General features: G+C 70.9%; 13 protein-coding genes. 7 read left to right on the forward strand and 6 right to left on the reverse strand.

The window, feature by feature from the left end; all coding sequences use genetic code 11:
• Position 1: 1 nt before the first annotated feature.
• Positions 2-214, reverse strand: coding sequence for a hypothetical protein (locus AB0J66_RS47720; RefSeq protein ID WP_364675587.1), 213 nt, complete (start codon positions 212-214; stop codon positions 2-4).
• Positions 215-284: 70 nt separating this feature from the next.
• Complete coding sequence (locus AB0J66_RS47725) at positions 285-914, reverse strand: disulfide bond formation protein DsbA (RefSeq protein WP_364675590.1); 630 nt, start codon at positions 912-914, stop codon at positions 285-287.
• A gap of 129 nt (positions 915-1,043) precedes the next feature.
• Here AB0J66_RS47725 and pepN point away from each other — a divergent pair, with 129 nt between their 5' ends.
• On the forward strand, positions 1,044-3,611 hold the full coding sequence (gene pepN, locus AB0J66_RS47730; RefSeq protein ID WP_364675591.1) for an aminopeptidase N: 2,568 nt from the start codon (positions 1,044-1,046) through the stop codon (positions 3,609-3,611).
• On the opposite strand, the gene AB0J66_RS47735 is transcribed toward pepN, so the two are convergent.
• The 3 genes from AB0J66_RS47735 to AB0J66_RS47745 form a co-directional block, all read right to left on the reverse strand.
• Positions 3,612-4,184: a Uma2 family endonuclease gene (locus tag AB0J66_RS47735; protein ID WP_364675594.1), complete on the reverse strand. Its 573-nt coding sequence runs from the start codon at positions 4,182-4,184 to the stop codon at positions 3,612-3,614.
• Positions 4,185-4,296: 112 nt separating this feature from the next.
• Entirely contained in the window at positions 4,297-4,686 is a 390-nt protein-coding gene (locus AB0J66_RS47740; protein ID WP_364675617.1) for a DUF5130 family protein, read from the reverse strand.
• A 64-nt stretch (positions 4,687-4,750) separates the two neighbouring features.
• Positions 4,751-5,041: a hypothetical protein gene (locus AB0J66_RS47745; RefSeq protein ID WP_364675597.1), complete on the reverse strand. Its 291-nt coding sequence runs from the start codon at positions 5,039-5,041 to the stop codon at positions 4,751-4,753.
• Between the two features lie 249 nt (positions 5,042-5,290).
• Between AB0J66_RS47745 and AB0J66_RS47750 the strand changes: the two genes are divergently transcribed.
• Both AB0J66_RS47750 and AB0J66_RS47755 read left to right on the forward strand, forming a co-directional pair.
• Positions 5,291-5,794, forward strand: coding sequence for a hypothetical protein (locus AB0J66_RS47750; protein ID WP_364675599.1), 504 nt, complete (start codon positions 5,291-5,293; stop codon positions 5,792-5,794).
• Between the two features lie 163 nt (positions 5,795-5,957).
• On the forward strand, positions 5,958-6,746 hold the full coding sequence (locus tag AB0J66_RS47755) for a class F sortase (protein ID WP_364675601.1): 789 nt from the start codon (positions 5,958-5,960) through the stop codon (positions 6,744-6,746).
• A gap of 158 nt (positions 6,747-6,904) precedes the next feature.
• Here AB0J66_RS47755 and AB0J66_RS47760 read toward each other — a convergent pair whose 3' ends face one another.
• Positions 6,905-7,453 (reverse strand): HNH endonuclease, encoded by a 549-nt coding sequence (locus tag AB0J66_RS47760; protein ID WP_364675604.1) that lies wholly within the window; start codon positions 7,451-7,453, stop codon positions 6,905-6,907.
• A gap of 274 nt (positions 7,454-7,727) precedes the next feature.
• On the opposite strand from AB0J66_RS47760, the gene AB0J66_RS47765 reads away from it, so the two are divergent.
• From AB0J66_RS47765 to AB0J66_RS47780, 4 genes are all read left to right on the forward strand, one after another.
• The gene (locus tag AB0J66_RS47765) at positions 7,728-8,735 is read left to right on the forward strand and encodes a mechanosensitive ion channel family protein (RefSeq protein ID WP_364675620.1); all 1,008 of its coding nucleotides are present in this window, start codon (positions 7,728-7,730) and stop codon (positions 8,733-8,735) included.
• Positions 8,736-8,850: 115 nt separating this feature from the next.
• A complete protein-coding gene (locus AB0J66_RS47770; RefSeq protein WP_364675606.1) occupies positions 8,851-10,245 on the forward strand; it encodes an MFS transporter in 1,395 nt (464 codons plus the stop codon).
• A 32-nt stretch (positions 10,246-10,277) separates the two neighbouring features.
• Entirely contained in the window at positions 10,278-10,655 is a 378-nt protein-coding gene (locus AB0J66_RS47775; RefSeq protein WP_364675608.1) for a globin, read from the forward strand.
• A gap of 72 nt (positions 10,656-10,727) precedes the next feature.
• Positions 10,728-11,984 (forward strand): delta-60 repeat domain-containing protein, encoded by a 1,257-nt coding sequence (locus AB0J66_RS47780; RefSeq protein WP_364675611.1) that lies wholly within the window; start codon positions 10,728-10,730, stop codon positions 11,982-11,984.
• The last annotated feature ends 220 nt before the right edge of the window (positions 11,985-12,204 follow it).

Consider the following 12,204-nt stretch of genomic DNA (forward strand, 5'->3'; position numbering starts at 1 on the left):
GTTACCGGGACGACCGGCGGTGCCGGGCGACGGGCATGTTCCCCCGTGACCTGGCCAACTGGCCCTTCCGCCAGTCGCCGACGGGGCGCGGCAGGGGCAGCGCCGAGACCGTGACCGGTGGCGCCACCAGGCTGGCCAGGTCGGGTGCGAGATTCGTCCAGTCGCCGCGGTGGACGGCGATGGTGGACAGCGCCACCGCTTCGGTGTCGGCCATGTCGGTTCTCCGTCGTGGATGAGGTGTATGTCACCTCATCCAACGACGCGTACGGAGGACCGGAAGCCGATCAGTCGAAAATAGGACCGATGTCCCGCGAGCGTTTCAGCTCGAAGAAGCCGGGAGTGCCCGCGACGAGCAGCACGCCGTCCCACAGCCGGCCGGCCGCCTCGCCCTTGGGGGCGGGCGTCACGACCGGCCCGAAGAAGGCGACCTTGTCGTCGTCGCCGTTGGGGCCGGGGGCGTGGATGACCGGGGTGCCGACGTCGGTGCCGACCGGCTTCATGCCGGCGTCGTGGCTGCCGCGCAGCGCGTCGTCCCAGGCGTCGCTGGTGGCCGCGTCGGCCAGCGCGGTGTCGAGGCCGACCTCGGCCAGCGCCTCGGTGTAGAGCTTCTCGTCGAGCTCGTACTTCTTGAGGTGGATCCGGGTGCCGAGCGCGGTGTAGAGGTCACGCAGCACCTGGGGACCGGCCGCTTCCGCGGCGGCGATGCAGACCCGGACCGGGCCCCAGCCCTTGGTCATCAGCGCCTGGTACTCCTCGGGCAGGTCGCGGCCCTCGTTGAGCACGGACAGGCTCATCACGTTGAAGCGGACGTCGACGGGACGGGTCTTCTCCACCTCGAGCAGCCAGCGGGAGGTCATCCAGGCCCACGGGCAGATGGGGTCGAACCACATGTCGACCGTTGAGCGTTCTGTCATGGGTCGATACTCCTCCACGCAACTATCTATTGCTCGACTGTCCTGTGCAGGACCGCGGGTGAGGTGTGCCACTGCTACCCCTCCGCATAGGGTGAACAGGAAAGCTTGTGCGCTCAGAGGAGAGTGACTGTGGCCGGAGTTCGTAATTTGACCCAGGTGGAGGCCGCCGAGCGGGCCCGCCTGCTCGAGGTCACCGGGTACGACATCACGTTGGACCTCACCGATGGCCACGGCAACCCCGGCGACGGCACCTTCCGCTCCACCACGGTCGTGACGTTCACCTGCCGGGAGCCGGGGGCCGAGACCTTCATCGAGACCGCCGCCAGCTCGGTGCGGTCGGCGACCCTCAACGGCCGGCCGGTCGACCTGACCGGCTTCTCGCCCGAGAAGGGGCTGACCCTGACCGGGCTCGCCGCGGAGAACCAGCTGGTGGTGGACGCCGACTTCGCCTACTCGGCGAGCGGCCAGGGGCTGCAGCGCAGCCTCGACCCGGTGGACAAGGAGATCTATCTCTACAGCCAGTTCGAGACGGCCGACGCCCAGCGGGTGTACGCCGCCTTCGACCAGCCCGACCTCAAGAGCGTCTACACGTGGCACGCCACCGTGCCGGCGCACTGGAAGGTCGTGTCCAACAGCCCGGTCGAGCGCGAGGAGAAGGCCGGGCCGGGCGCCAAGACGGTGCACTTCGCGACGTCGGCCCGGATGAGCACGTACATCACCGCGCTCTGCGCCGGCCCGTACCACGAGGTCCGGGACTCGCACGACGGCATCTCGCTCGGTGTCTTCTGCCGTGCCTCGATGGCGCAGTACCTGGACGCCGACAACCTGTTCGAGATCACCAAGCAGGGCTTCGACTTCTTCCACGAGCAGTTCGGCGTGCGCTACCCGCTGCCGAAGTACGACCAGCTGTGGGTGCCCGACTTCAACGCGGGCGCGATGGAGAACTTCGGCTGCGTCACGCACGCCGAGGCCCACTACATCTTCCGCTCGCAGGTCACCGACTTCGAGTACGAGCAGCGGGCCAACACGATCCTGCACGAGCTGGCCCACATGTGGTTCGGCGACCTCGTGACCATGCGCTGGTGGAACGACCTGTGGCTCAACGAGTCGTTCGCCGAGTGGGCCAGCCACTGGTGCAACACCCACGCCACCCGCTTCACCGACGCCTGGACGACGTTCCTGTCGGTCCGCAAGAGCTGGGGCTACCGGCAGGACCAGCTCTCCTCGACCCACCCGGTCTACACGGAGATGCCCGACCTGGAGGCCGTCGAGGTCAACTTCGACGGGATCACGTACGCCAAGGGCGCCAGCGTGATCAAGCAGCTCGTGGCCTACGTCGGCCTCGACCCGTTCCTGAGCGGCCTGCGCGCGTACTTCACCAAGCACGCCTGGAGCAACGCCACCTTCGACGACCTGCTCACCGAGCTCGAGGCGGCCTCGGGCCGCGAGCTGCGCAAGTTCGCCGCCCAGTGGCTGGAGACCTCGCAGGTCAACACGCTGCGCCCGCTCGTCGAGATCGGCGCGGACGGCGCGTACACCAGCGTCGTGGTGCAGCAGGAGGCCCCGGCCGACTACCCGACGCTGCGCACCCACCGCATCGGCGTCGGCCTCTACGACCTCGACGGCGAGCGGCTGGTCCGGCGCGACCGGCTCGAGATCGACGTGACCGGCGAGCGCACCGAGATCCCGGCCCTGGCCGGCGTCCGGGCGGCCGACGTGCTGCTGCTCAACGACGACGACCTGACCTACGCCAAGCTGCGCCTGGACGAGCGCTCGATGGCGACCGTGGTCCGGCACATCGCCGGGCTCGACTCGTCGCTGGCGCGGGCGCTGTGCTGGGCCGCGGCCTGGGACATGCTGCGTGACGCCGAGCTGGCCGCCCGGGACTACGTGACGCTGGTCTGCTCGGGCCTGCCGGCCGAGACCGACATCAACCTGTCGACGTACACGTTCCGCCAGGCCTCGACCGCCATCGCCCAGTACGCCGACCCGGCGTGGCAGGCGACCGGCTTCGCCCAGCTCGCCGAGCTGGCCCGCACCCAGCTTGCGGCGGCCGCTCCCGGCAGCGGCTGGCAGCTCACCTGGGCCCGGGCCTTCATCGGGGCCGCCCGTACGGCCGGCGAGCTGGCCGTGCTGCACGGCTGGCTGAGCGGCGAGGGCGTGCCCGAGGGCCTGGTCGTCGACACCGAGCTGCGCTGGTCGCTGCTGCAGTCCCTGGCGTCGCTGGGCGAGGCGACCGAGCAGCAGATCGAGGACGAGCTGGCCACCGACAAGACGGCCAGCGGCGAGCGGGAGGCGGCGGTGGCCCACGCGCTGATCCCCACGGCCGAGAACAAGGCCCGGGTGTGGTCGACGCTGACCGGCGAGGCCGACGTGCCCAACTGGCTCAACCGCTCGCTGCTGACCGGCTTCCAGAGCGTCAAGCAGGTCGAGCTGACCGCGCCCTACGCGACGAAGTTCTTCGACGTGGTGGGCGACGTCTGGGCCCGCTCGGACAGCGAGCCGGCGCAGGAGTTCGCGATGCTGGGCTACCCGGTCTACCAGATCAGTGAGGAGACGATCGCGCTGACCGACGCGTGGCTGGCCCGTGACGGTCAGCCGGCGTCGCTGCGCCGCCTGGTCGCCGAGGGCCGCGACGGCGTCGTCCGCGCCCTGAAGGCCCGCGCCAAGGACCTGTCGGCGGCGGCTGGTAACTAGCTAGAGCCAGGCCGCGGGGGCGATCCGCATCGGATAGGGGGCGTCGAGCTTGACCGGCTCGGCGCCCTCGATGCTGTGCCCGGCCTGGTAGCCGTCGCCGGCCAGCCGGTACGTGTGCAGCCGCGGGGTGACCCGGCCCGGCTCGACCCGCCAGAAGGACGCGATGCCGGCCTCGGCGTAGATCGACGGCTTGAGCAGGCGGTCGACCCGGCGGGTGGCCGGCGCCTCGATCTCGACGACCAGGGCCACGTCGGCCGGGTCGCACCAGACCGCGCCGGACGAGCGCGGGCGCAGCACCAGCACGTCGGGGATCAGGTTGCTCTCGCCGATCTGGACGCCGACCCGGTCGCACACCCACCAGCCGGGCGGGGCCGACGAGCGCAGCGTGGTCACCACGGCCCGGACGGTCGCCTCGTGCGCCTCGTCCGGCGGCGGGGAGGCGTGCAGGCCGCCGTCGACGATCTCGTAGCGATGACCGTCCTGCGGGAACAGATGCAGGTCGGGCTCGGTCCACTCGCCCTCGGGGGCGCTCCATCCCGTGACGGTGTACGACGCCGGGCTCGAGATCGTCAAGACGGGCCACCTCCCTACGTGGTGCTCCAGCCTACTCACACAGCGTTGTTGCCGCCCGGTTTCGGGCACGAAAAAGCCCCCGGTCCCCCGGAGGCTTTTTTCGTGCTGTGTGTCAGTTACGACCCGCGTGCGACGCCAGCTGGTCGAGGCCGGCCATGACCCCGCCGGCCAGGTCGCCGCCGGCGAAGGCAGCGGCCATCGACAGGCCGGCCAGCTTCGCGTCGCGGTCGGAGATCCGCTTGCGGGCCGCGCTGCCCGTGACGATCTCCAGCTTGCGCTGGTTGGGCGAGACCGCCAGCAGCACCGCGTGGTCGGCGTCCTTGACCTGCGCGGCGAGCTTCTCGGCGAACTCGCGGGTGGGTGTCTCGAACTCACCGATGTAGACGCTGAACGTCAGCCCGGTGGACTCGTCCGCGACCCGCAGCGCCTCGTCGAGACGGAGCAGCTGCCGGGTGGTGAACGGGCCGTCCTCGACCTCGTTGCCGGAGGACGCGTGGACCAGCGTGTCGCCGCCCGGCTCGTCGAGAGCGGTCAGCGCCTGGCCCTTCCGTGGCTGCTTGCCAAGGTCACCAGCTGTCACTTGCGCCTCCTGTGAGACCGGGCTTGACCGGGGCGCCGGAGCTGTCCTCCAGGACCCCGCCGGTCAGAGCCGGCTGAGCATGACCGTGGGCGTCACCCGCGACGAGCTTCTCCGGCCTGGCCAGGAACCAGATCGGCTGGAAGTCGTACGGACGGCCGGGCCGGTAGCGATGCGTGCGCTTGGTCCGGTCGGAGCCGGCCATGACGAGCGCAGCGATCAGCCCGATGATCACCGCCGGAATGACCACGAAGACCAGAACGGTGCTTGAAATCGACAACGTCAACGCCCCCAGGCGCCTGAATTTCCTCAAACTGATCCGAACACCAGTCACGGTAGCGGAGCGCAGGTCATGCCGGAGCGTCGGGTGTCGAACATTGCTTCGCGTTAGTTGTGGTTTGGGACGGCGGGGTGCCGTTGGGGCGGCCTCACGCTCACGGGATCTCGGCGGAATGGGCCTCGGGGTGCGAAAATCACCCACACGCGCCGTTCGTGTCCACGCGTCCCCGGACGGCAGGAGGGGGAATCGATGCGCATGTCCGTCCCCGCCGCCCTGGCGGCGCTCGTTCTGAGCCCACCCGTCCTGTTCGTCCCGGTCGTGCTTGCCGGCGCCGCGCCCGCCCGGGCCGCCGCCGTCTTCCTGGAGATCAACCCCAGCACCGTGCCCGCGGGCGACGAGATCGGGCTGCGGGCCTCCTGCGACGACAACCTCAAGGCCGCCACGGTCACGTCCGGGCTGTTCGGCACGGTCACCGTCGCGCCTCAGTACGGCTTCCTGACAGCGACCGTACGGGTCCCGTCCGGCACCCGGCCCGGCGACTTCCGGGCCGACCTCCGCTGCCCCGACGGGCGCACCACCTCGGCCACCGTGCACGTGGTGGCCAAGGTGGAGCCGGCGCGCGGCCCGGCCACCGGCGGCGGTGGCACCGCCCCCGGCCGCAACGCGCCCATGCTGATCGGCGGCGGCCTCGCGGTCATCGCCGCCGGCCTCGTCCTCGGCGTGCTGTCGCTGCGCCGCCGGCGGCTCGGCTGAGGCGCCGCCGGTGACCGGCCAGTCTCCGCCGCGCCCAGGCCCGCCACCGCCGCGCCCGGGCCCGCCACCGCAGCCGGGCTCCCAGCCGTCCGGCCGATCCCAGCCGCCGCGTTCGGGCGCGCAGCGGCAGCCGCGGCGCGGCGAGCACGTCGGCGGGACCCGCATGCCCGAGTCGGTGCTGCGCAAGAAGCCCGCTCAGATCATGGCGCCCCCGCCGGGCACCATCACCGGCCCGCTGCCGGCCCCGCGTTCCCTGCCTGGACGCCATCCCTTTCGCCAGCCGGCACCGAAGCCGCTGCCCAAGTCGCCCCCGCGCCCGGGCCGCGGCCGCAAGCCGTGGCCGATCGGCATGATCGCGCTCGCGCTGCTGTTCCTGGGTCTGTTCGTGGTGGCGATGGGGCTCGGCGCGGCCACGAACCTCGACCTCGGCCGGCTGTTCGCGGGCGAGGAGAAGAACGAGCCGCCGCCGCGATCGTTCCCGGTGCTCGACCCGAGCCGGCCGATGCGGCTGAGCATCCCGGCCATCAAGGTGCAGGCGCCGATCCTCGAGGTGGGGCAGGCCGGCGACGGCTCGATCGACGTGCCGCCGCTGGAACGGCACAACGAGGCCGGCTGGTTCGACGGCGGGCCGACGCCCGGGCAGTTCGGGCCCGCCCTGATCGTGGGGCACGCGGACACGCGTACCGGCCCCTCGGTCTTTCACGCTCTGCCCAAACTGAAGGCGGGACAGCGCATCGAGGTGCAGCGGGCCGACCGGTCGGTCGCGGTCTTCGAGGTCAACTCGGTCGAGAAGTTCGACAAGGGCAAGCTGCCCGTCCAGCGGGTCTACGGCGACTTCAGCCGCCCCTCCCTGCGCCTGCTCACCTGCGGCGGCCAGTGGATCGGCGGCAGCACCGGCTACCAGGACAACATCGTCGTCTTCGCGTCACTCGTAGATTCGCGGCTGCCCTAAAACCGGGTACACCCGCGATTTGCCCGTCGATGAGATGGTGTGCGGTTTCTCGACGTCGCGGGGTTTGCGACGGCGGGAAACCGTGCGCCATCTCATCGGCTCCCTGGGGCAAATCGCCCGCGGAGCGAAGCGGAGCCAACCAGCTCAGCCAAAAACAATTAAGCCGCCTCGGCTGCGGCAGCCGGGGCGGCGGGGAGGTCGAGCCAGTCGGCCCAACGGGGGTCTGGCGTGCGGTGTCCGAGGACCCGCCACGCCACCCCACGTGGTGCGGCCGGTATCTGGTGCAGCCGCCAGCCGAGCTCGGCCGGGGTCTTGTCGCCCTTGCTGTGGTTGCACTTGGCGCAGGCGGCGACCACGTTCTCCCAGGCGTGCAGGCCGCCACGGCTGCGCGGGAACACATGGTCGATGGTCTCGGCCGAGCCGCGGCAGTAGGCGCACCGGCCGCCGTCCCGGGCGAAGATCGCCCGGCGGGAAAGGCCGACGTGCGTACGGTACGGAACTTTCACATACCGGGTGAGGCGCACGACCGAGGGCACCGGAAGGTTGGTGTGGACGCTGTGCAGGATGCCGTCACCGTCGGAGACGCACTCGGCCTTGGCCGTCAGGACGAGGATGGTCGCTCGACGCACAGATACGACGCACAGCGGCTCGTAGGTGGCGTTCAGAACCAACGCGGATGAGCCCACTATGGGTCGTATGTCAGGCATCTTCGGCACCCTTCCGGGTAATGGGGCTACTAACGCTCCTGAGTCCGTGGCTGGCTGGCGAGGCGTCGGCGACGAGGCCTCGTGCGCCAATAGTCCCTGATGGATGACCAAATTGCGAGCGTAATCCGTAGCCGAGGGGTAAACGTCTGAGGTCGCTGCGCTGTGCGCCGCCTGAGAACCAGGTCGCCGTCTCCCGGTACGGTTGTGCCCCGTGTTGCTTCTAGCCCCATCCCCCTCACCCTCCGGGTCGCCGGACGTCTACACGACGGTCGACGTGACCAAGCTCTGCCCGGACGATGTGCTGTGCAGCCGGGTCTTCGAATGGACCAACAACCAGTGGCTGGCCAACAGCAGCTACGTGATCATCGTGAAGCCGCTGCGGATCATCGGCATCATCCTGATCGCCCTGCTGATCCGGTGGCTGCTGCACCGGGCCATCGACCGGCTGACCCACACGACCTCCCGGGCCTCGATGCCGGCGCTGCTCAAGCCGCTGAAGGAGAGGGCGGCCCAGACCGCCGAGGAGGGCCAGTACATACCCGAGCGCCGCCGGCAGCGGGCCGAGGCGATCGGCTCGGTGCTGGGCAGCTTCGTCAGCGCCGTGGTGTTCACGATGGCCGCGCTGCTCGTCTTCGGTGAGCTCGGCTTCAACCTCGGCCCGCTGCTGGCCAGCGCCGGCATCGTCGGCGTGGCCCTCGGTTTCGGCGCCCAGAGCCTGGTCAAGGATCTGATCGCCGGCCTCTTCATGCTGCTGGAGGACCAGTACGGCGTCGGTGACACGGTCGACCTGGGCGAGGCGACCGGCGTGGTGGAGACGGTCGGCCTGCGCATCACCACGGTCCGCGACGCGCGCGGCGTGCTCTGGTACATCCGCAACGGCGAGATCATCCGGGTCGGCAACAAGAGCCAGGGCTGGGCCATGGTGGTCATCGACATCCCGATCGGCTTCGTCAACTCCGAGCAGGCCATCGCAGTGCTCAAGGAGGCCGCCCAGCGGGTGGCCGACGCGCCCGAGCACCAGACCGAGTTCCTCGAGCCGCCGGACGTGGTCGGCGTCGAGCAGCTGACCGTCGACGGCGCGATCATCCGCACGATCGCCAAGACGACCGCGGACGGTCAGGTGGCCGTACAGCGTGATCTCCGGCAGGCGCTGACCGAGTCGCTGGAGACGAGCGGGCTCTCCGAGCGGATCGCCGCCTCTCGATTGCTTCCGCGCAGCGCCGTGCCGCCGGCGTACCTCGGGAATTCCGATGCCGGCCAGCAGCCGGGTGGAGCCACCTGAGCTGGGCTTAGGGCGTACGGGGGATGCCCGGACTAGACCGAATGGCCGACATCCGGACCGTACGCCCTAGCATCGACTCGGCCGATCGGGCAGAATCCGCCTTGAGCATCTGCACATGCGGCAACACGTTCCCGCCGGGCGCCACCCCCCGGAGCGGGCGTGCACGGCGCGCCGCAACCCGGTGACGGCCGAGATCCAGAGAGGACATGTGTCCGAGGCGGTGACAGAGAGCGATAGGAAGATCACCTTCCGCGACCTGTTCGGCGTGCGCGAGTACCGTGCGCTCTACCTCTCGTTGATCGTCAACTGGGTCGGCGACTACCTGGCCCGGGCCGCCATCACCATCCTCGTCTACGAGGAGAGCAAGTCGGTCCTGATGTCCGCGGCGGCGTTCGCGGTCAGCTTCCTGCCCTGGGTCGTCGGGGGCCCGCTGCTGTCCGCGGTGGCCGAGCGCTATCCGTACCGCCGGGTCCTGATCACCGCCGACCTGTTCCGCATGGTCCTCATCGCGCTGCTGCTCATCCCCGACCTGCCCATCCCGGTCATGCTCCTGCTGGTCTTCCTGGCCAGCCTGGGCACACCGCCCACCCAGGCCGCCCGCTCGGCCCTGCAGCCCCTGGTGGTGGGGCGCGACAAGCTGCCCATGGCCGTCGCCACGAACGCCACGACCGGGCAGGCCGCGCAGGTGTTCGGCTATCTGGCCGGGGCCGCCCTGGCCACCGCGATCAACCCGCAGGTGGCCCTGGCCATCGACGTGGCCACCTTCGCGGCCTCGGCCGCCCTCATCTCCGGGGGCGTGCGGCCGCGGCCGGCCGCGCACGACCGGTCCGAGCGCCGGCACCTGCTGCGCGAGTCGGGCGAGGGCTTCCAACTGGTGTTCGGCACGGCCACGCTGCGCTCGATCGCGATCATGGTCTTCGTCCTGACCATGTTCGCCGTGGTACCCGAGGGCCTGGCCGCCGCCTGGGCCGCCGAGGCCGACCCCGACTCGGCCACCCGCGGCATCGACCAGGGCCTGATCATGGCGGCCGGGCCGATCGGCTTCGTCGTCGGCGGCCTGCTGATCAGCCGGCTGGCCGGCGAAGGACTACGCGACCGGCTGGTGCGGCCGCTGGCCGTGCTGGCCGCCCTCGCGCTGGTGCCGGCCGTGCTCGGCCCGCCGGCCCCGCTCGTGGCCGTGCTGGTGGCGATCTCCGGCATGGCCCAGGGCGGCGTGACACCCACGCTGAACGGGCGCTTCGTGCTCATCCTCCCGCACGGCTACCGGGCCCGGGCGTACGGCGTGATGCAGACCGGCATGCAGCTCAGCCAGTTCTCGGCTGTCATGATCACCGGCCTGCTGGCCGACCTGTACTGGCTGCCGCTGGTGGTGGGCCTGTGGAGCCTCGGCGGCACGGTCGCGATGGGTGTGCTGGCCGCCCGCTGGCCCAGCCGGGAGGCGTTCGCCAAGGCCACCGAGCAGGCCGAGCCCGGGCACGAGCATCAGGGCCGTCACAGGGCCGCGGCCTGACCGTCACGCCGGCCGGCTGGCAGGATGGAACGGTGACCGATCCCGCCAGCTTCTTCGACGCCGTCGGTGGCGAGCCCACATTCCGCCGTCTCGTCGACCGGTTCTACGAGGGCGTCGCCGACGATCCCCTGCTGCGCCCGATGTACCCCGAAGAGGACCTGGGCCCGGCGGCCGACCGGCTGACCCTGTTCCTCATGCAGTACTGGGGCGGCCCGAACACGTACCAGGCCAGCCGCGGCCACCCGCGCCTGCGCATGCGCCACGCGCCCTTCGTGGTCGACCTGGCCGCCCGCGACGCCTGGCTCAAGCACATGCGCGACGCAGTCGACTCCCTCGATCTCCCCAAGCCCCTGCACGACCAGCTCTGGGACTATCTCGAGCGCGCCGCGCACTTCATGGTCAACGCCTGACGTTTCTTGTGTTGCCCCAAGGTCGTTGAGCGATACGTAAATCCGCTGCTCAATCGACCTGGAGCCTTTCGCATGCGTCGCCGCTTGCTTGCCGCCGCCACCGTCGTCGCCGCCGCTGTGGCGTGCGCGCACCCCGCCGCGGCCGACCTTGCCCAGCGCACCGTCGTGTCGCCGAATCCCGTGGACTTCACCCCGCACGTCCTCGACGGCACAGTGTGGTCGATGACCATCGTCGGCGACACCGTCGTGGTCGGCGGGGCCTTCACGAAGGTCACCGACAGCACCCGCCGGACCACCTTCGCCCGCAAGAACATCTTCGCCTTCGGCCTGAACGACGGGGCGGTCCGCGGATTCGCCCCCGAGGTCGACGGCGCCGTCTACGCCCTCACCGCCGGCGCCGACGGCACGGTGTACGCCGGCGGCGCGTTCAAGACCGTCAACGGGACCGCCCAGCGCGGCCTGACCCGCCTCACCATGGGCGGGCAGCGGGTCAGCGGGTTCAACGCCAAAATCAACTGGGGCGACATCCGGTCGCTCAACGCCCGCGGCCCCCGGCTGTACGCGGCCGGCACGTTCTCGGCGATCAACGGCGTCAACCGGACCGGCCTGGCCCGGCTCAGCGCCGCCACGGGCGCCGTGGACACCGGCTTCGACACGAAGCTGTCGGCGCCCGGCCTGAGCCGCACCCGGGTCGAGCACTTCGACATCTCGCCCGACGGCAGCAAGCTGGTCGCGGTCGGCGCCCTCCTGCGGGCCAGCGGCTACGACCGCACCCAGATCGCCATGTTCGACGTGGCCGGCCCGTCAGCCCAGCTGACCAGCTGGTACACCGACGCCTACAAGCCGCAGTGCATGAAAGGCTTCGACACCTACCTGCGGCAGGTGAAATTCTCCCCCGACGGCTTCTACTTCGTGGTGGCCGCAACCGGCCGGGCCAGCTCCCCCGACCGGCTCTGCGACTCGGCGGCCCGCTTCGAGGTTTCCGGCTCCGGCCGCCACAACCCGACCTGGGTGCAGCGCACCGGCGGCGACTCGCTCTACGCGGTGGCCGTGACCGGCTCCGCGGTCTACCTGGGCGGGCACCAGCGCTACTTCGACAACCCGTACGGCTCGGACGCCAAGGGCCCCGGCCCGGGCGCCGTCTCCCGCCCCGGCATCGGCGCCGTCAGCCCGTCAACGGGCCGCTCGCTTTCCTGGAACCCCACCCGCACCCGCGGCGTCGGCGTTCGCGTGTTCGTCGCCCACCCCAGAGGCTTGCTCGTCGGATCGGACACCGACCAGCTGGGGCGCGAGTACCACGGGCGCGTGGGCATGTTCCCGTTGAGCTGACGCCGATCGGGGGCGCGCCAGGAGGTGTGGGCTCAACCCAGCTGGTGGTCGCGCCGGGCGGGATGGGGCCGCCGTCGAGCTCAACCCAGCCGGTGGGCACGCCAGGCGGGATGGGGCCCACCGCCGAGCTCAACCCAGCCGGTGGGCACGCCAGGCGGGATGGGGCCCACCGCCGAGCTCAACCCAGCCGGTGGGCACGCCAGGCGGGATGGGGCCCACC

It is taken from the genome of Actinoplanes sp. NPDC049598 (assembly GCF_040675435.1).
GTDB lineage: Bacteria > Actinomycetota > Actinomycetes > Mycobacteriales > Micromonosporaceae > Actinoplanes.

Excerpts from the sequence above, each read along its gene's own strand:
- AB0J66_RS47770 (WP_364675606.1), top strand. The coding sequence starts at position 8,851 with ATGCGGCAACACGTTCCCGCCGGGCGCCACCCCCCGGAGCGGGCGTGC.
- AB0J66_RS47750 (WP_364675599.1), top strand. The coding sequence starts at position 5,291 with ATGCGCATGTCCGTCCCCGCCGCCCTGGCGGCGCTCGTTCTGAGCCCA.
- AB0J66_RS47780 (WP_364675611.1), top strand. The coding sequence starts at position 10,728 with ATGCGTCGCCGCTTGCTTGCCGCCGCCACCGTCGTCGCCGCCGCTGTG.
- AB0J66_RS47760 (WP_364675604.1), bottom strand. The coding sequence starts at position 7,453 with ATGCCTGACATACGACCCATAGTGGGCTCATCCGCGTTGGTTCTGAAC.
- AB0J66_RS47725 (WP_364675590.1), bottom strand. The coding sequence starts at position 914 with ATGACAGAACGCTCAACGGTCGACATGTGGTTCGACCCCATCTGCCCG.
- AB0J66_RS47720 (WP_364675587.1), bottom strand. The coding sequence starts at position 214 with ATGGCCGACACCGAAGCGGTGGCGCTGTCCACCATCGCCGTCCACCGC.
- AB0J66_RS47755 (WP_364675601.1), top strand. The coding sequence starts at position 5,958 with ATGCCCGAGTCGGTGCTGCGCAAGAAGCCCGCTCAGATCATGGCGCCC.